The sequence below is a fragment of the Flavobacteriales bacterium genome, from assembly GCA_020635395.1.
Classification (GTDB): Bacteria; Bacteroidota; Bacteroidia; order NS11-12g; family UBA9320; genus UBA987.
In genome coordinates, this window is record JACJZV010000001.1 from 408,725 (window position 1) to 426,526 (window position 17,802).

The following is a 17,802-nucleotide window of genomic DNA, read 5'->3' on the forward strand; positions in this document are numbered from 1 at the left end:
TTTTAAAAATAATCCGATACTTTTTTGCCAAATCGTTTGTAAAACTCCGTGTTAAAATAATGCGGATTGGAATAGCCCACGGCATTGCTTATTTCTTTGAGTGTGCTGTATTTTTGAGTTTGAACCAGTTTTTGAGCTATGTTCAATCGGATTTCTTTGATGTAATCGGAGCATGAAATGCCAATGGTTTTAAGCAGTTTTCTGTCCAATGTTTTTTCGGTAGTAAAGGTAAGGTCGGCAATTAACGTTCGGCTCAAATTTCGGTCGTCTATTTTTTTGGTAATTGTTTCTTTGATATTTAGCAACCATTCAGGTTCTATGTTTTCTTCGACAATTTCTTCTGTTGAATTGCTGTTATGCAATTTGCGGTTTTCTAAGTTAGTGAGAATATTGCTTATTCGAGCCAATAGCTCCCGAGCATAAAAAGGCTTGTTCAAATAATCGTCCACACCCATTTGAAGGGCTTCCAATTTGTTTTCATTGTCGGCCAATGAGGTGAGCATAATTACGGGAATATTTTTATATCGTTCGTCCGATTTTATCTGTTTTACCAGTTCAAACCCATTCATTTGGGGCATCATTACATCGCTGGTAATCAAATCGATACGTTCACTTTGCAACAATTGCAACGCGTCATTACCGTTGGCCGCTTCCAATATTTTAAACTTGGTTTGCAGTGTGGATTTTATAAATTGTCGTATTTCAACATTGTCTTCCACCACCATAACGGTGTATTTGTAATCGTCTATTTTAGATGACCACTCAACCAATGATTCGTTCTCAAAATTGGTGGGTAATTCATAGTCAACCGCTTCTTTTTCAACTTGTTCTATGTATTTTTCGGCGGTAAATGTGCAGTCAAAAGTTGCTCCACCTTCTATATTGGTTCGCACTTTTATATCACCACCAAGTAGTTTGGCCAATCCTTGACTAAGTGGCAAACCAATTCCACTTCCTCCTTTTATTTTGCCTTCTTCGGTTTGTGCAAACCGCTCAAAAATTTTGTCCACTTCGGTTTCGTTAATGCCTTTCCCCTGATCGGATATTTCAACGTGATACGTATTGTTTTCGTTAAACAGATGCACCTGAATCACCCCTTTTTCGGGCGAATGTTTGAGTGCATTGTCGATTAAATTGATGATAATTTTTTCAATTTTCAATAGGTCGGTAAAAAGGGTTAAATCCTTACCCAAAGCGGTGTTTAGCACTATTCGAACTTCTTTTTTTTGTGCCAACGATTCAAAACTTTGTACGATTTCTTGCACAAGCTGAATCAATTTAACAGGCACCAAGCTCACGTCCATTTTGCCTTCCTCCAATTTGCTTAAATCCAGTATTTCATTGACCCTTATTTTTAACTTTTCGGCATTTTTTAGGCTTAAATTTAAAAGAGCTTTGGCCGATTCAGTCAAATTGTTTTTTTCGTCATGCAACACATTTTCAATAGGACCCACCATCAAGCTGAGCGGAGTTCTTAGTTCGTGATTAATGTTGGTAAAAAACTCGGTTTTGGCGATATCCAATTCTTTCAGAGATTTGGCATTATTTTCAGCTCCTAATTTTTCGTAGGCCATTTCTTCTTTTTGTCTATTTAAAAGTATATACCTGTAAATTATGGACAAACTAATTGCTATAACAATGGAAAAACCTATTACAGCTCTGAGTATTCCTTGATGAGTTTGGTCCGTGTTTTGTGAAATGTTCACCATAATAAGACCTGCAAGCATCACAAAACTCAAAACAAAAACACCGCCACTCATATATTTAACCAGAGGTTTGCCCTTTATAAGAAGATATCCAGCCATTACGAGTAATGGCACAAAACCCAAACCTAAAAATATATGTGCATTATTGCTCCAAATACTCCACTTAATATTGGCCAAACGCAACCAAGTGTTTACAATGGCAAATCCCAACATATAGGACATACAGTATTTGATGTATTTATTAATTCTTTTATGTGCGTTAAATGTTGTTATCGTGGTTGACCAAATTTGCAACAGCGATATATAAAAACCAATAGATACAAGGGAAAAAAAGAATATAAGAAGAAGGGGATGCTCCGGGAAAACCAGCCGAAAAATACTGTTTACAAAACCTAAGTAAGCCTGGTCGGTTATAAAGGCAACCAAAAAAATGATATACCACAGATATATATTCTCCCGAAGATTGACATAAAAAAAGAAGGAAATAATTAAAAATACAATCACTGCACCAGCAACCATGAGGATAAAAGACCTTGTTAAATTTTGTTCAGCACCCAAGTTGCCATGCTTATTCAGCAATTTTAATTGAGGTTTTAACACAAATGATTCTCTCAATTTGAATCGAATCCACACGTCACATTTGGAATCATTAATTTTGTCTAACGACAATATGGTTGGGAAAAATATCTCGGGTTCGTCCCTTTTAGATGCGGGCACACTCGTTCCTGTACTGCCTAATTTTACAAGTTTATTGTCTTGTACCAAAAACATGTCTATTTTATCAAAAGTAATTCCCCAAGGCATGCCGTTCCCGTTTCGGTAGAGACCTAAAACCTTATGGTTTATGTCATCATTATTTTGAAATTGGATTTTAAACCAATAGTTGGTATGGGCATCGTATGCGAAACTGCCTTTTTTTGAAAGTTCAATATATTGAGCATCAGCAAATTGATGACCAATTAAATGTTGCTCGGTCAATGGAACATTTCCTTCTTTTAGCACCCATTTTAATGCGGGCAAATATTGGTTTTCAGGATAATTTGCATCTATTATTAATGACGGTTCAATGGGTTGAGTTTCACATGTTCCGCCAAAAGGAAACAAAACTATGAACAAAAGGAACGACCAAATTCTACTTTTCATGTCTATTTTATGGGTTTTATCATACAAGCATACCAATTTAGCTCACAGAATACTAATAAAATTGATGTCGATGGACATTTTAACATATAACTACTACTACCAAAATGATTGAATTTTGTATAAACACAAAAGAAAACAATTTTTTTCCAAATCGGTGCAGTTTACCCCAAGTTGTCCAATTATTGAGTGGTTTTGTCCAACTTTTGAGTGTTTCAAGGTAAAAACTTTTTATCAAAATAATATTGTTAAACCTCTATTTTTCAATACTTTAAACATTTTATACCACACACTTTTTTCCTTTTTTGGAACAGAAAAATTTAATTGTCTAAAAAAATTAATCAACCCATATTTTGTCGCATTTCTGAGCTTTTTTGTCCAATCTACCTTTTGAACGCCCCATAGGTTTGCAGTATCAAATTTTTAAAAAAGTCAATTATGTTAAGTAGTAGTTTAAAAGTAGTGGTTACAAATATTTCAGATAATATTAACCAGTCGATTGCAAGTTCAATTCAAGTTTCAAAAGTATTAGCAGCAGCTCTTGTGCTTGTGTGTGTATCATTTAGTAGCAAAGCTACCGTATATACCTCGGTAGGAACGGGAACAAGTTCAACTCCTTTAAAATGGAAAGACTCCACCTCATGGACAACCAGAAGCAATGCCGGAAGCAACATTTACATTATCTCGGCCAACGACACCGTGGATGTTGATGTAAATACCGCAGCCAGCATTTTGGTAGATACGGTTTACGTGTATGGGCATTTGTATTTAAACAAGGTAATAAATATGGCTCCTACCGGAATAATTTATGTGCTCAACGGAGGTTCAGTTATAACCGATGCATCTGCCGGAAAAATAAGTTTTGGCTCAGGTGCAAGCTGTCACATTGGTGGTGGATACGAAGTATTTGGCCCAAACGAAACAGTTACAACCATTAATTGCACCAGTCCATCTCATTGGAAATATGCCACAATACCTCTACCAGTAGAGCTTATTCGTTTTAACGCCACCGTAAAACAAAACCAATTTATATTGTTGGAATGGTCAACTGCATCAGAAACCAATAACAGCCATTTTGAGGTAGAACGTAGCTTGGACGGACAAAATTTTGAAGCCATTGGAAACGTGCAAGGTAACGGAACCAGCTCAACCATTTTAAATTATAGTTACACTGATTTAAATGCATTTGGAAACAGCAACATTGCCTATTACCGCATCAAACAAGTGGATTATGACGGCAACTTTGAATATTTCGATGCCATTAAAATCGATTTGTCTGAAATGAACGGAACGCTTTCAAACCAAGTATCAATGTACCCAAATCCATTTACCGATAATGTAAACATATCGATAAAATCGGACAGCGAATACGATGCAACGCTTACAATTACCAACAGTTTTGGACAAGAGGTAAAAGTGATAAACCTTGGATATGGCGACAACCAAATTCAAACCAGCGACCTCGCATCTGGTGTATATTATTTTACCCTAAACACGGGCATTTCTTCCAATGTATTTACCTTATTTAAAGCCAATTAGTATAGATATAAGATTTACGTTTAATTATAGGCAATAGAATAAATATACTCTACAATGATGATTAATCAGCTCTGTTTCAAAAAAAAAATGGTAGCATAATGAAATGGAGAAATGATGAAAGTGGGCAGCAATGCCCACTTTTTTATTCTGAGTTTTAATAAAGATGAATGACATATTAAAAGGAATTGGCATGAATACGGCAACATATCCCATCATTTTAAACATTTCTGCAAAATGTATTTGATATTTAAGAAATCAATCACTTGTTTTGAACATCACATGAAAATCAAAAGCCTGATTTCCTCTTTTATCGTTCGGTCTGCTATCAGATTTGGGTTTGTGTTCATTTTTTGCTTTTCAACTATGGCAAAGGCAGAATCGATAGAGCAGCTGGAAGGTTTGCTATCTCAGGCCACCAACAAAAAGGACAAGGTAATAGCTAGTTTGTTGCTGGGCGATTGGTATAAAAATCAAGACAAGACACGGAAAAGTTTAGAATACTATCTATTGGCCGAAGAAAATTTAAGCGGCAACAACATAGATTTGTCTGTGCATCTTGAGGTGTATCAAAAATTGTTAGACACCTACAAAATTTTACACAAACAGCCCAAGGTAGAAGACTATGCGGCCAAAATTGACAAACTGAAGCTGCAACTATCTAATCAAGATTTGGAAAAGAATAAAAACAAGTTAGAACAATCAAGAGCAGAACTTAGTAAGCAAGAATTGGTCATAGACCATCTGATGCAAGATAAAGAGGTGCATTTGGACTCGATTATAAAACTGGGTTTTGAATCAAACTTGTTAAAAGAACGGTTGTTTCTCGACTCATTGCTGCTTTTTGAAAAAGAGCAACGATTGCAAAATGAAGTGAAATTGCACGAAATTACTTCGCAAAAAAACAAACAACTAACCTATGGATTAACCGCAATAGCCACGCTTGTTTTAATACTTTTGGCCGCATTTTATGGAATTAGTAAGCGAAACAAGGTTATTGCGTCGCAAAAGCAGGAATCAGAACGGTTGCTGCTCAATATTTTGCCAAAAAGTATTGCCGAAGAGTTAAAAACAATGGGTAGTGTGAAACCCAAAAAGCATAAAAATTGCACTATTATGTTCACTGATTTTGTTGATTTTACCAAAATTTCTGAAAAATTAAATCAGTCGGAACTACTTGATTTAATAAACGAATATTTTACCGAGATTGACAATATTTTACTAAAGCACAACATTGAGAAAATAAAAACCATTGGCGATGCCTATCTTGCCGTTAGCGGTTTGGATGATAAGGATACCTCCGACAGCATTTACGACATGATTTATGCTTCTCAGGATATTTTGCAAATTATTGAACAAAAAAAGGAGGAGAAAATTAAAGCCGGATTGGCATATTTCGACATCCGAATAGGCATTCATACAGGTATGGTATTGTCGGGTGTGGTGGGTAAAGTGAAATATGCCTACGATGTGTGGGGGCATTGCGTGAATATAGCCGCCCGAATAGAAAAAGCATGCAATCCAAATTCGGTTACCGTATCAAAAGAAGTGGCAATAAAAACCAATAATAAATTTAGGTTTGACAGCCCCAAAACGGTTACAATCAAAAATACAGAAGGGTTGGAGTGTTATCAACTTTTGGGCGAAAAAGAAAATCACCAAACCCATACGTAGAGCAGGTTTGGCTTAATCTTAAAACTGGGTAAAAATCAATAAATTTAGGGCAATTCCAGCAATTCGGGTAAACTTTCGTTTTGCAGCACATGTTTCATTTCGTCATAGCCTATTTTTAGAATCTGATTCATCGATTTCCAATCCAACAGCCCATGTTTTATTTCCGGATTAATATAAATATCAGAGAGTTCTTGCATTTGTTGCTGTTTGTTGTTGCTACCCAACGTAATGGATTGCATGATTACCGATATGACCGATGGAACATATTTTTTATCGATACCCAAAAGTCGTTTAAAATATTGTTGGTTATTCAAATGGTAAATCTCTTTTATTTTCCGAATCTTAGCTTTGTTCAAATCAATGGTAATATTATAACCTTGAAAATAATTTCGCATAATATCTACCGGAACATTGTGCATTATTCCGCCATCAACCAAAAGTTCTTCATGCACCAATTTGGGCGGCAACACACCCGGAATGGATGCACTGGCAGCAATGGATGTATCCATATTGCCTGCTAAAAATACCTCAATATTTTGAGTAGATAGGTTTGAGGCCACACAAAAAAAGTTCTTCCAAGTATTTTCGATTTTTATGTTAAAATGTTTTTTGCATAATTTTTCCATTTTATTTCCTCTCACCAAAGAGACAAATGGAAATGTATAATCACTTAGTGGGTTTGATTGGCTAATGTCTGCACGCACTTTATCTTCAATTTCGGCATACGTCCAATCTTGCGATACGGCACCGGCTATGATGGCTCCAAAACTTGTTCCACCCACAATGTCAATTGGTATATTTGCCTCGTTAAGGGCTTTAAGAACGCCCAAATGTGCAAATCCTTTGGCTCCACCACCACCCAAAATTAGACATATTGGTTTTCCGGCAATAATTCTGGCTATTCTGTCTAAATGCAGTTGGTTTGTTGTTTGGCATTTGAAAATTTTTTCGGCTCCAAAATGGGGTAGCCATTGTTCCACATTTGTTGGAGATTCGTTTTCGTTGTAGGTTAGCACTAAAAAATTATTGTCGGTTGCCGCAGAGGTGTTTAACAACTCAAAACGGACTGTATCGTCTTCTTTTCCAACATAATAAGCATGGTCGCAGTTGTTCATAATCCAATTGTTCCATTGCTCATTTTGCGTAGAAAGCATAAAAATAAAGTCGCATTTTTGCTCCAAATGATACAGTTGCAGCTCGCTTTTTGTGGCACTGTTGTTTTCAAAATAGGAGCTGTTAAACCGGCCAATCCTAAATTTTGAAGACCAATATTGAATAAAATATTCCTTAATGTCGGCATGTAAATTTCCTCCAATATCCATGAGGGCTATTACCTTGCAGAAATTCGCTTTTTCATGTAGGTTTTTGTTTTTTTTGTTTAATCTGTCAATAATGGTGTTTGATAGTTGAATAATAACATCTGGATGTTGGGCATATAAATTCTTGAAGTTGTTTTCAGATATCTTAATCAAGGTGCTATCGCGGGCAGCACGTATAGAGGCAGTTCTTAAACCCTTTTGTAGCAAGGCCGTTTCTCCAACGCATTCACCAATGTTGATGTGGGCAATAGGTTTTTCTGAGGATGAGACGATTACGTGAAGTTTGCCGCTTATCAGAACATACATGTCATCGGCCGGGTCGTTTTCATGAAACAAATATTCTGTTTTGTGCAATTTTACGACCGATAGTTGATGGATGAAATTACCGATATTCTGGCCAAAATAATTGCTCAAACATTTTTCAATATGGTCTAAGTCGTTTTGTTCAAAAAAAATATTACCTAAATTTAATTTTTCCATAACAGTATGGCTGTTTTACAATTTTATACCCCGTATTTTTTCTTTAATTTTAGAAGATGTCTTAACTTCAAAGCTTCATAATGCTCAATGCAAAAGCGGGTATGATAATGATGCTTGCCAATAAAATCTATCTGTATCATATCCCATTCTTCTATTAATAATTTGTTGTTAAAGTGGTTCATTTCTTTAAAAAGAAGTGCAGATTGATTGATGAATTGTGGTGTTCCGAGGTATGAAAGATCGGCATCAGCCACAATTGTATCCAGCCTATTTTGAGGCGATTGGGGTATTTTGGTGGCCATAATCATGGAGCAAATTTGATCAATTTCAGAAGTCGTAATTCCAAAATTAGGCAGTTCCTTTTTAACTAATTGACAGCCTATTTCTTCGTGATTTTGTCTTTGCACAGTGTGGCCGATGTCGTGTGTAAGTGCGGCAATTTTTACCAGTTTAAGCGTTCGGCCAGTTACGTTCTCACTTTTTGCTATCAGGGCAGCTTTGTTTATCACGTACTCAACATGCCAAATGTTGTGATAAAATAGCCATTTCGGAAAATTCTTCCTTTGATACTCAATGAAGTGTCGATATATTTTACTATTCCTATTCATTTTGTCGCTTTAATGATGGGCTTTGCGTTTTACCTCGCCACCTCTCACTTCTTTAATGGTTTGTAAAAAAATAAAAGCATGGGGGTCTATTTCAAATACTGCATCCTGAATTTTTCGGGTTTCCAGTCGGCTCACAACCGTTACAATTATATCGCAATCATCCTTTATATGAAAGCTGGACGGCAGATAGCCGCGTTCTCCTTTATACACCGAAATGGCTTTTTTGAAATCATTCACAATCACCTTTTTTATCTCTTCTTCTTTGCGACTAACAATAGAAATGGAGGTATATTCTTCAAACCCTTCCACCACATAGTCGGCGGTTTTTATTGCCGTAAAAAAGGTAAGAATGGAATACATGGATTTGTCCCACCCAAACTCAATGCCGAGCAAAATAAACACTACCGACACCACGGTAATCATAATTTCGTTGGTGGTAAATTTTGATTTTTTTCGGGTATAGAGTGCCAATATTTCAAGTCCGTCTATTACACCTCCGGCTCTGATAACCAAGCCAATCCCTAAACCAATAAACAAACCACCGAATATAGCTATCAACACCTTGTCGTAAGTAACTGGTTGAAATTGTACAAAATGGGTTGCGGTGGCCAAAAGAAGAACGGCTAAGAAAGCCTGAGCAGCAAAGGTTTTATTAATTTTATAATAACCAATGGCAATAAACGGGATATTGAGCAACACCAAAGGGATTGCCAAATTAATATCAAATGTTTCTGATATGAGTATCGATATGCCGTTTATTCCACCATCAATAAAATGGTTTGGAATCATAAAACCCTTAAAGGCAAACACCGCAGAAGCTACGCCAGCTAGGGTAAATAGGAGATTTTTGGGCGAAAAAACGTGTCGCCAATTAACAACATTTTTGTCGCTCATTAGTGTTTCGTGATTTTTAGTAGTAAATACAAATTCATATAAATGTTCGACTAAAGTAGCGTATTTTTATCAAAACAATCGACTATTCAAGTGTTCTATTATTCACAGTAAAAAATAAATGAACAGTAGTATTCAAACATCTGTCAAAATTAAACTAAAAAGTGCCGTTGGTCAAATATCAATATATGGTTTATTACAAATCACTACCTTTGAACTATGGAATTACCTCGAGTAAAAATTGGCAGAAGGCATCATAAGCAGTTTAACTATATACCTGTTTTTTATGATGAAGATAAAGAGGATTTGCACAACCGAATTGAGAAAGCTAAATCCGAAAGAGACGGAACGGTGGAAGGATTTGAAAACCGGATAAGAATGGCTTATAAACACCGTGATGTAGTGCCAATCGATAATCATGCCCGCAAAATGAAGCTGGTTTCTCAACTTAGGGTACTCATGTTTGTCATTGTTTTTAGCATGATTGCCTACTTAGTTTTCTATACCAACACAATTAATATTATTTTCGAGGCATTCTAAGAAATGCCCGATTTAATTCGTTTACTTCCCGAGTCTATTGCCAACCAAATTGCCGCCGGAGAGGTGGTGCAGCGACCTGCTTCGGTAGTAAAGGAGTTGCTCGAAAACAGCCTCGATGCCGGTGCAACCTCGGTTAAACTCATTTTTAAAGATGGAGGGCAAACCCTCATTCAAGTTATAGACAACGGCAAAGGCATGACCGAAACCGATGCCCGTATGTGTTGGGAACGACATGCCACATCCAAAATAAAAAAGGCCGATGATTTATTTAATTTGAGCACTTTTGGGTTTCGAGGCGAGGCCTTGGCCAGCATTGCGGCGGTGGCTCAGGTAGAAATGAAAACGAAGCAACCCACATCCGATTTAGGTACTCAAATTATTATTGAGGCATCTGAAGTAAAAAGTCAGCAGCCTGCAAATACACCGGTTGGCACCTCTATTGCGGTAAAAAATCTTTTTTTTAATATTCCGGTTCGGCGAAATTTTTTAAAGTCAATTTCGGTAGAAACCAAATACATCATTGAAGAATTTCAGCGGGTGGCGTTGAGCCGCCCCGATGTAGAAATGCACCTTTTTAATGGACAAAATGAGGTGTATAAATTGGCAGCAACCAACCTCAACAATCGTATTGAAGATGTGCTGCTAAAATCTTCCAGAGGTCAGCTGATAGAGGTAAATGAAATTACGGAAATAGTTTCGATAAAAGGGGTGGTGGGTAGCCCGGAATTAGCCAAAAAAACCAGAGGCAACCAATTTATGTTTGCCAACCAGCGGTATATCAAAGAGCCCTATTTTCATCATGCCATTGCCACCGCTTTTGATGGCCTTATAGAGAAAGATTTTCATCCGTTTTATGTGCTTTTTTTTGAGGTAAATCCCTCAAAAATAGATGTGAATGTTCACCCAACAAAAACAGAGGTAAAATTTGAAGATGGCCGCTCGATGTATCAAATCATTTTGTCGGTAATGAAAAAAGCGTTGGCCGGATATAATCTTTCGCCAGCACTAAAAAGTGATGGTTTTATACCGGATTTTGAAAGAGCCTATCGACCGGAAAACAGGCCATTGACTCCTCCAACTATTAAAACCAATAGCGGCTACAACCCCTTTGGCAACGAAACAAAAACCAAAAAGAAAAGCGAAACACATTGGGAAAAACTCTTTGAACCCTTTCGCGATGAGCCATTACAAAGAGAAATTGAGCCACTAAAGACAAAGCAAATTGAGTTTGCACCTCATAAAAATAGGGTAGAAATTGGAGCTACTTTTCAGTATTTACTCAAATATATTGTGGGTTTGATAAACAACGAACTGTACGTTATCAATCAACAAAAAGCTCATGAGCGAATTTTGTACGAAACCTATCTAAATCGATTTCGGCAACGAGCCGCAGCCAGCCAGCAGTTGCTTTTTCCGCGAACCATTGAGTTCCACCCCGCTGATTTTCAAATTATTTCGGGGCTGATAGACGAAATAAACCAATTGGGTTTTGATATTAGCCAGTTTGGTAAAAACACCTTAATAATAAACGGAACTCCGGCAGAAGTGGTGAAAGGAGAGGAGCAAGAAATGTTGGAAGGAATATTGGAAAACTACAAGCTAAATCAACAAAATTTAAAGCTAGAAAAGCACGAAAACCTGTCGAGAGCAATGGCCAGAAACGCGGGAATAAAAGCCGGGAATATGTTGGAGCCGGAGCTGATAAAACAACTTATTGTGGATTTATTTCACTGCGAAAACCCGGGTTTTACACCATCGGGCGATGCGGTTTTTGTTAAAATTGATCAAAATCAAATTGCCAATTTTTTTGTTTAACACATTATGCAGTACAGAGCAAGCAACTACAATGCTATAACCCCGATGGTTAAAAATCTATTGATAGTCAATGGATTAATGTTTTTAATAAAGGTGGTGTATGCACAAAAATTTGGTAAAGATTTGAACGACATTCTTGGGTTGCACAACCCTATTATGTCCGGTGATTTTAAACCCTGGCAAATTTTAACACATTTCTTTATGCATCATGATTTGGCACACCTATTTTCGAATATGTTGGGATTGTTTTTTTTCGGTAGAATGCTGGAAATACGATGGGGTGGCCAACGTTTTTTATATTTTTATATGATAACCGCTTTTTTTGCAGCTTTGTTGCATTTTGGGGTTCAGCAACTTGAAATAATGTCGCTAACTTCGTCCATCAATCCCGATATAGTGGAAAGTATAAGAACAGGAATCAATATAGAATCAGTTCCAGACACATATCAAAATGCGAAGTTGTATAGCCTTATACACAGTGTATCATACGGTGCTTCCGGAGCTATTTTTGGAATTTTAGGGGCTTGTTTTGTATTGTTTCCCAACACTATTCTGTACCTCATTTTTCCTCCAATTCCTATAAAGTTGAAAGTGGCTGTAACATTATACGGCCTGTATGAGTTATATAGAGGCATACAAAATAATCCGGCAGACAACGTGGCTCATTTTGCCCACTTGGGTGGTTTGGTGGCCGGTATTATTATTGTAAAATATTGGAACAAGACACGAAGAGACAGCTTTTATTAGTTATCTTAGCATCAAATGAAAAGTGTAAAAGACTTTATATATCAGTTTAAAAACATTTATTCGCCTATGAAAAAGCTGATTGTAATTAATACAATTGTCTTTTTCTTGGCACTTATTTTTGATAAAACCGGTATAACAAATGGCCAATTAGGTGCCTATTTGTCTGTTCCGTCTTCAATCAAGGCATTTGCCTTGCAACCGTGGTCGCTAATTACCCATGCATTCTATCATTCTGATGATTTGTTTCATCTGTTGGGCAACATGATTTTTCTGTATTTCTATGGTCAGATATTGCTCAACCTGCAATCAGAAAAACGATTTTACGAACTATTTTTCTACGGATGTTTGGTTGGAGCTTTATTGTTTTTAGGTGTTTCAGTTTCGTTTATGCTTGCCGGAAAAACGGTGCAATTGGGCAGCCTTTATGGAGCCTCTGCTGGAGTTATGTCGGTGGCAGTGGCCACAACTTGGCTTTTTCCCAATTTTGAGTTAATGCTTTTTGGAGTATTCCGAACCCCGATAAAATGGGTAACCATAGCGGTAGTGTTGCTCGGGTTTTTAAACATTAATGTTACCAACCCCGGAGGCCAATTGGCTCACTTGGGAGGAATTATTTTTGGAAGCATTTATGCATTCCAGCTTCAAGGCCGCATCAACACAAGCATTTTTACCTCCATTAAAAACCTCTTCAAACCAAAATATACGGTAGTTGATGAGCGAGATTTTATGAAAAAACAACCACCCAAATCCAAAAATCCGTTTGTAAAAGTCAATGAGAATAAGGCCAACAGAGCCAATCATTCCGAATCAGGGAAAACCCGAAAACCCAATCAAGACGAGATTGATGCCATTTTGGATAAGATAAATCAAAGCGGCTATTCCAGCCTCACACAAGACGAAAAAGACATCCTTTTTAGAGCAAGTGAGTAATATTTTTTAAAATTGTTTTCTTGTGTCGGATATTTGCATCCTTTGAATGAAAAAATTTTTTAAAAGTATAATATCTGTAGTCAATTATCTGATTATATGTGGATTATTGCTCAGTTATTTGGCTCCTTTCATTTCGCCAAATACCTTTTGGCCAATGGCATTTTTTGGGTTGTCTCATTTGGTTTGGCTCTTGCTATCGTTGGTTTTTCTGTTAATTACTTTCATTCTAAAAAGTTCTTCATGGAAATACAGCCTTGTTGCACTATTACTGGGCATCCCGTTTTTTAATAGGACTTATTCGTTTGGCAAATCATCAACGCAAAATACTGATATTAAGATTGTTAGTTTTAATACGTATGCATTAGGTGGTTATCCAAAAAACACTTCAACCCAAATTGATTCCTATCTTAATTCTACAAATGCAGATGTGGCTGCACTAATTGAGTGGAGGTCTGAATATGGCAAAATCAGTAAACAAAATTTTCCGCATCAAAAAACCTTGAATTTGACGGAAGTGAATTTTAACAAAATGTTGATTGTTTCAAAATACAAAATTGTCCATTCCGGCTTGATTGATTTTGGCATGAAAACATATAATTTGGCTGGTTTTGTTGATTTAGATGTTCATGGCAAGGTCATTCGGATGTATGTGGTTCATCTGGAAAGTAGCCAATTGAAACCGAAAGATTATCACGAATTAAAAGAGGTTGATTTTGACACCAGTTACAACCGAAAGGCCAAAAATGTTGTTCAAAAACTAAAAACTTCATGGCAAAAAAGGGCAAATCAGGCGTTGATAATTCAGCAACATATTGAGCAGTGTCCGCACCCTGTTGTGTTGGTTGGCGATTTTAACGATACACCACAAAGCTTTGTTTATCAAACACTTAAATCAAATAAAAAAGATGCTTTTATGCAGGCCGGTCATGGTTTTGAAACCACTTTTTTAAAACCTTTTCCGTTGTTGCGAATCGACCACATATTGTATGATAGTCATTTTGACTGCGTAAAATACGGCTCAACTAAACAAATTTTTTCTGACCATAAACTCATATTTGCAGAGCTTAAAGTAAAAGAAGAATAATGGATTTTATCGACGAAAAAATTTCGGAATATGCCGAAAATCATACCACTGCTGAAAACGATTTACTGAAAGAATTAAACCGCGATACCTATGCCAATGTTTTGATACCCAGAATGTTGAGTGGACATATACAAGGGAGAATATTGAGTATGTTTAGCAAAATGCTTCGGCCAAAGGTAATTCTTGAAATAGGCACATACACTGGCTATTCGGCGTTGTGTTTGGCCGAGGGTTTGTCCGATGGTGGCACTTTAATTACCATAGACAAAAACGAGGAGTTGGAAGACATGGTTCGGAGTTATTTTTCAAAATCAGAATATGCAGATAAGATTGATTTTAGGGTAGGCGATGCCGTTAAAATTGTTCCGGAAATTAATCAAACATTAGATCTTGTTTTTATTGATGCCGACAAAGAAAACTACTGCAACTATTTTGATATGGTCATTGAAAAAATGCCGAGTGGCGGTATCATCATTGCCGATAATGTGCTATGGAGCGGTAAAGTGTTGGATAGCAATCAGTTAAAGAATGATTTAGAAACCCGCGAATTGGACAACTTCAATAAAAAAGTGATGAAAGACCTACGCGTAGAATGTGTGTTAATGCCCGTGAGAGACGGGCTGATGGTGGTGAGAAAAAAATAATGAAAACATTACCTTTGCGGGGCTTTTAAAAGACGAAGTTTATGAAACAATTTTTAACAATAATAGCAGCAACGGCATTTATTTTTATGACAATGAGCAACACAACAGAACCCAACACAAACAACTACTCGGAGACGAATTCGGCAGACAGCATCATGTTAGATTCACTAAAAAAGAATCATGGCGATGGTTTGTATGCACATTTTGTGCTTACGGCTGGCGATTGTTGGATTAAATTAGAAATGGAAAAAGCACCTTTAACAGTGGCAAATTTTGTGGCCTTGGCCGAAGGAACCATGCCAAATCAGGCACGCGGTGCAGGAGTTCCATATTATGATGGATTGACTTTTCATCGGGTTATTTCTGTGCCAAATGGCGATGGACAAGATTTTATGATACAGGGTGGAGACCCCACCGGAACAGGAATGGGTGGCCCGGGCTATCAATTCAAAGACGAGTTTATTACTTCTTTGAAACACGACAAACCCGGTATTTTGTCGATGGCCAATGCTGGACCAGGCACCAATGGAAGCCAATTTTTTATAACTGTTACAGCCACACCGTGGTTGGACGGAAGACATTCCATTTTTGGACACGTAGTGGAGGGGTATAACTCGGTTTATGAGACTTTGCAAGGACATTTGATGATGAGTGTAAAAATACACCGAATAGGCGATGCAGCTCAAAAGTTTAATGCATTAGAAACATTTAACAAACTCAAATAAATTTCATTTATGAAACAGAATATTGTTATCCTTTTTGTTTCCGTTTTTATCTGGTCGTGCGGCGACAAAAATCAAAAGGAAAATACAACAAACCCAATGTTTGATGTAACCGAAAAAATTGTTGAACCGCCAAAGCCCATTATCGATTCGGTTATTGACAACACATTGCTCAATAAGCCTGAAGCATTGGCCATTAAAGCCAAATATGGCGATGGCATTTATGCAAAATTTGATGTTAGCAAAGGGCAATTTTTGGTAAAACTTGAAATGGAGGAAGTACCCATTACTACAGCCAACTTTGTGGCTCTGGCTGAAGGTAAAATGCCCAACACTGCCAAGGCTGCGGGTGTTCCATTTTACGATGGACTTAAATTTCATAGGGTAATTTCTTTGACAAATGGAGATCAGCAAGATTTTATGATTCAAGGTGGTGACCCACAAGGAACCGGAGAAGGCGGCCCCGGCTATCAGTTTAGAGACGAGTGCAAAAAAACCTTAAAACATGATTCGGTAGGTGTCTTGTCAATGGCCAATAGCGGGCCACACACCAACGGTAGCCAGTTTTTTGTAACACTTGCCCCTACACCGTGGTTGAATATGAAACACACCATTTTTGGCCATGTAGTAGAAGGGTATGAAAATGCGTATAAAACCAAACAAAATGATGTAATGAAAACCGTTACCATCATCAGAGTAGGGGAGAGAGCTGTAGGATTTAATGCATTGGAGACATTTAACAAATACAAATAATGCGAACGGTAAACGATTTGAATTTTTCTGGGAAAAAGGCTGTGGTGCGGGTAGATTTTAATGTGCCGCTTAATGCCAATTTTGAAATAACCGACGATGCCCGAATAGCGGCTGCCGTGCCAACTGTCAAAAAGATTTTGAACGATGGTGGTTCGGCTATTTTGATGTCTCATTTGGGAAGACCGAAAGAGGGTTTTGAAGAAAAATTCTCTCTAAAACATTTGGTCAATCACTTGGCGAAATTAACCGGAGCAACGGTTCATTTTGCAAACGATTGCATAGGTAGAGAAGCCTCAGAAAAGGCGACCTCATTAAATGCTGGTGAGATTCTATTGTTGGAAAATCTTCGTTTTTACAAAGAAGAAACCGCAGGTGATGTGGAGTTTTCAAAAAAATTGGCCAGTTTGGGCGATATTTATGTCAATGATGCATTTGGAACTGCCCATCGGGCTCATGCGTCAACAGCAGTAATGGCTCAATTTTTTGGTGCCAATAAATGTTTTGGATACATCATGGCCGACGAAGTGGCCAATGCCGAAAAGGTAATGGGAAATCCGGAAAAACCATTTGTGGCCATTGTGGGTGGAGCCAAAGTTTCTGATAAATTATTGATTATCGAAAACTTGATGAATGTGGCCGATACTATCCTTATTGGTGGCGGAATGGCATACACCTTCAAAGCCGCCGAGGGTGGAAAAATAGGCAACAGTTTGTTTGAAGCCGACCGAGTGGAGTTGACAAAAGAGCTAATGGCTAAGGCAAAGGCGAAAGGCGTTAATTTGGTTTTACCTGTTGATTCGGTTTGTGCTGATGGTTTTACAAATGATGGTGGAGTATCTACCTGCAATAGTGACAGCATTTCGGATGGTTGGATGGGATTAGATATCGGCGAGAAAGCTGTAAAAGAATATACCGACATAATCAAAAATGCTAAAACCATTTTGTGGAATGGCCCCATGGGGGTTTTTGAATTCAGCAATTTCGAAAACGGAACAAAAGCGGTAGCACTTGCTGTGGCTGAGGCAACAAAAGCTGGGGCTTTCTCGTTGATTGGGGGTGGCGATAGTGCGGCGGCTATAAAGAAGTTTAATCTGGTAAATGAAGTTAGCTACGTTTCTACCGGTGGTGGTGCGTTGCTCGAATATTTTGAAGGAAAAGAACTTCCGGGCATCGCTGCCATTGCCCATGCGGCAACGAATGGATAATGAGTTTT

15 protein-coding genes are annotated in these 17,802 nt (G+C 37.5%); 11 read left to right on the top strand and 4 right to left on the bottom strand.

Going from position 1 to position 17,802, the window contains the following annotated elements:
• Nucleotides 1-2 precede the first annotated feature (2 nt).
• Nucleotides 3-2,849, bottom strand: coding sequence for a response regulator (locus H6607_01740; protein MCB9261083.1), 2,847 nt, complete (start codon nt 2,847-2,849; stop codon nt 3-5).
• Nucleotides 2,850-3,284: 435 nt separating this feature from the next.
• On the opposite strand from H6607_01740, the gene H6607_01745 reads away from it, so the two are divergent.
• On the top strand, nt 3,285-4,385 hold the full coding sequence (locus H6607_01745) for a T9SS type A sorting domain-containing protein (GenBank protein ID MCB9261084.1): 1,101 nt from the start codon (nt 3,285-3,287) through the stop codon (nt 4,383-4,385).
• A gap of 363 nt (nt 4,386-4,748) precedes the next feature.
• Nucleotides 4,749-6,056, top strand: coding sequence for an adenylate/guanylate cyclase domain-containing protein (locus tag H6607_01750; protein MCB9261085.1), 1,308 nt, complete (start codon nt 4,749-4,751; stop codon nt 6,054-6,056).
• Between the two features lie 44 nt (nt 6,057-6,100).
• Here H6607_01750 and H6607_01755 read toward each other — a convergent pair whose 3' ends face one another.
• The 3 genes from H6607_01755 to H6607_01765 form a co-directional block, all read right to left on the bottom strand.
• Complete coding sequence (locus tag H6607_01755; GenBank protein MCB9261086.1) at nt 6,101-7,855, bottom strand: patatin-like phospholipase family protein; 1,755 nt, start codon at nt 7,853-7,855, stop codon at nt 6,101-6,103.
• 23 nt (nt 7,856-7,878) lie between these two features.
• The gene (locus H6607_01760; protein MCB9261087.1) at nt 7,879-8,364 is read right to left on the bottom strand and encodes an HD domain-containing protein; all 486 of its coding nucleotides are present in this window, start codon (nt 8,362-8,364) and stop codon (nt 7,879-7,881) included.
• 108 nt (nt 8,365-8,472) lie between these two features.
• Nucleotides 8,473-9,357, bottom strand: coding sequence for a YitT family protein (locus H6607_01765; protein MCB9261088.1), 885 nt, complete (start codon nt 9,355-9,357; stop codon nt 8,473-8,475).
• A 216-nt stretch (nt 9,358-9,573) separates the two neighbouring features.
• Between H6607_01765 and H6607_01770 the strand changes: the two genes are divergently transcribed.
• The 9 genes from H6607_01770 (at nt 9,574) to H6607_01810 (ending at nt 17,794) form a co-directional block, all read left to right on the top strand.
• Nucleotides 9,574-9,894, top strand: coding sequence for a hypothetical protein (locus H6607_01770; protein MCB9261089.1), 321 nt, complete (start codon nt 9,574-9,576; stop codon nt 9,892-9,894).
• Nucleotides 9,895-9,897: 3 nt separating this feature from the next.
• Nucleotides 9,898-11,709 (top strand): DNA mismatch repair endonuclease MutL, encoded by a 1,812-nt coding sequence (mutL, locus tag H6607_01775; protein ID MCB9261090.1) that lies wholly within the window; start codon nt 9,898-9,900, stop codon nt 11,707-11,709.
• Between the two features lie 6 nt (nt 11,710-11,715).
• Nucleotides 11,716-12,456, top strand: coding sequence for a rhomboid family intramembrane serine protease (locus tag H6607_01780; GenBank protein MCB9261091.1), 741 nt, complete (start codon nt 11,716-11,718; stop codon nt 12,454-12,456).
• Nucleotides 12,457-12,471: 15 nt separating this feature from the next.
• Nucleotides 12,472-13,386: a rhomboid family intramembrane serine protease gene (locus H6607_01785; protein ID MCB9261092.1), complete on the top strand. Its 915-nt coding sequence runs from the start codon at nt 12,472-12,474 to the stop codon at nt 13,384-13,386.
• A gap of 46 nt (nt 13,387-13,432) precedes the next feature.
• Nucleotides 13,433-14,470, top strand: a complete 1,038-nt coding sequence (locus tag H6607_01790) for an endonuclease/exonuclease/phosphatase family protein (protein MCB9261093.1) — start codon at nt 13,433-13,435, stop codon at nt 14,468-14,470.
• Nucleotides 14,470-15,114, top strand: coding sequence for an O-methyltransferase (locus tag H6607_01795; protein ID MCB9261094.1), 645 nt, complete (start codon nt 14,470-14,472; stop codon nt 15,112-15,114). The genes H6607_01790 and H6607_01795 overlap by 1 nt, the downstream gene beginning before the upstream one ends.
• Nucleotides 15,115-15,269: 155 nt before the next feature.
• Complete coding sequence (locus H6607_01800; GenBank protein MCB9261095.1) at nt 15,270-15,839, top strand: peptidylprolyl isomerase; 570 nt, start codon at nt 15,270-15,272, stop codon at nt 15,837-15,839.
• 96 nt (nt 15,840-15,935) lie between these two features.
• Nucleotides 15,936-16,589, top strand: a complete 654-nt coding sequence (locus H6607_01805) for a peptidylprolyl isomerase (protein MCB9261096.1) — start codon at nt 15,936-15,938, stop codon at nt 16,587-16,589.
• Nucleotides 16,589-17,794, top strand: a complete 1,206-nt coding sequence (locus tag H6607_01810; protein ID MCB9261097.1) for a phosphoglycerate kinase — start codon at nt 16,589-16,591, stop codon at nt 17,792-17,794. The genes H6607_01805 and H6607_01810 overlap by 1 nt, the downstream gene beginning before the upstream one ends.
• The last annotated feature ends 8 nt before the right edge of the window (nt 17,795-17,802 follow it).

Coding starts and splice junctions, on each gene's coding strand:
- H6607_01810 (MCB9261097.1), top strand. CDS start 16,589: ATGCGAACGGTAAACGATTTGAATTTTTCTGGGAAAAAGGCTGTGGTG.
- H6607_01785 (MCB9261092.1), top strand. CDS start 12,472: ATGAAAAGTGTAAAAGACTTTATATATCAGTTTAAAAACATTTATTCG.
- H6607_01805 (MCB9261096.1), top strand. CDS start 15,936: ATGTTTGATGTAACCGAAAAAATTGTTGAACCGCCAAAGCCCATTATC.
- H6607_01800 (MCB9261095.1), top strand. CDS start 15,270: ATGTTAGATTCACTAAAAAAGAATCATGGCGATGGTTTGTATGCACAT.
- H6607_01750 (MCB9261085.1), top strand. CDS start 4,749: ATGGCAAAGGCAGAATCGATAGAGCAGCTGGAAGGTTTGCTATCTCAG.
- H6607_01790 (MCB9261093.1), top strand. CDS start 13,433: ATGAAAAAATTTTTTAAAAGTATAATATCTGTAGTCAATTATCTGATT.
- H6607_01780 (MCB9261091.1), top strand. CDS start 11,716: ATGCAGTACAGAGCAAGCAACTACAATGCTATAACCCCGATGGTTAAA.
- H6607_01745 (MCB9261084.1), top strand. CDS start 3,285: ATGTTAAGTAGTAGTTTAAAAGTAGTGGTTACAAATATTTCAGATAAT.
- H6607_01770 (MCB9261089.1), top strand. CDS start 9,574: ATGGAATTACCTCGAGTAAAAATTGGCAGAAGGCATCATAAGCAGTTT.
- mutL (MCB9261090.1), top strand. CDS start 9,898: ATGCCCGATTTAATTCGTTTACTTCCCGAGTCTATTGCCAACCAAATT.
- H6607_01740 (MCB9261083.1), bottom strand. CDS start 2,849: ATGAAAAGTAGAATTTGGTCGTTCCTTTTGTTCATAGTTTTGTTTCCT.
- H6607_01795 (MCB9261094.1), top strand. CDS start 14,470: ATGGATTTTATCGACGAAAAAATTTCGGAATATGCCGAAAATCATACC.
- H6607_01755 (MCB9261086.1), bottom strand. CDS start 7,855: ATGGAAAAATTAAATTTAGGTAATATTTTTTTTGAACAAAACGACTTA.
- H6607_01765 (MCB9261088.1), bottom strand. CDS start 9,357: ATGAGCGACAAAAATGTTGTTAATTGGCGACACGTTTTTTCGCCCAAA.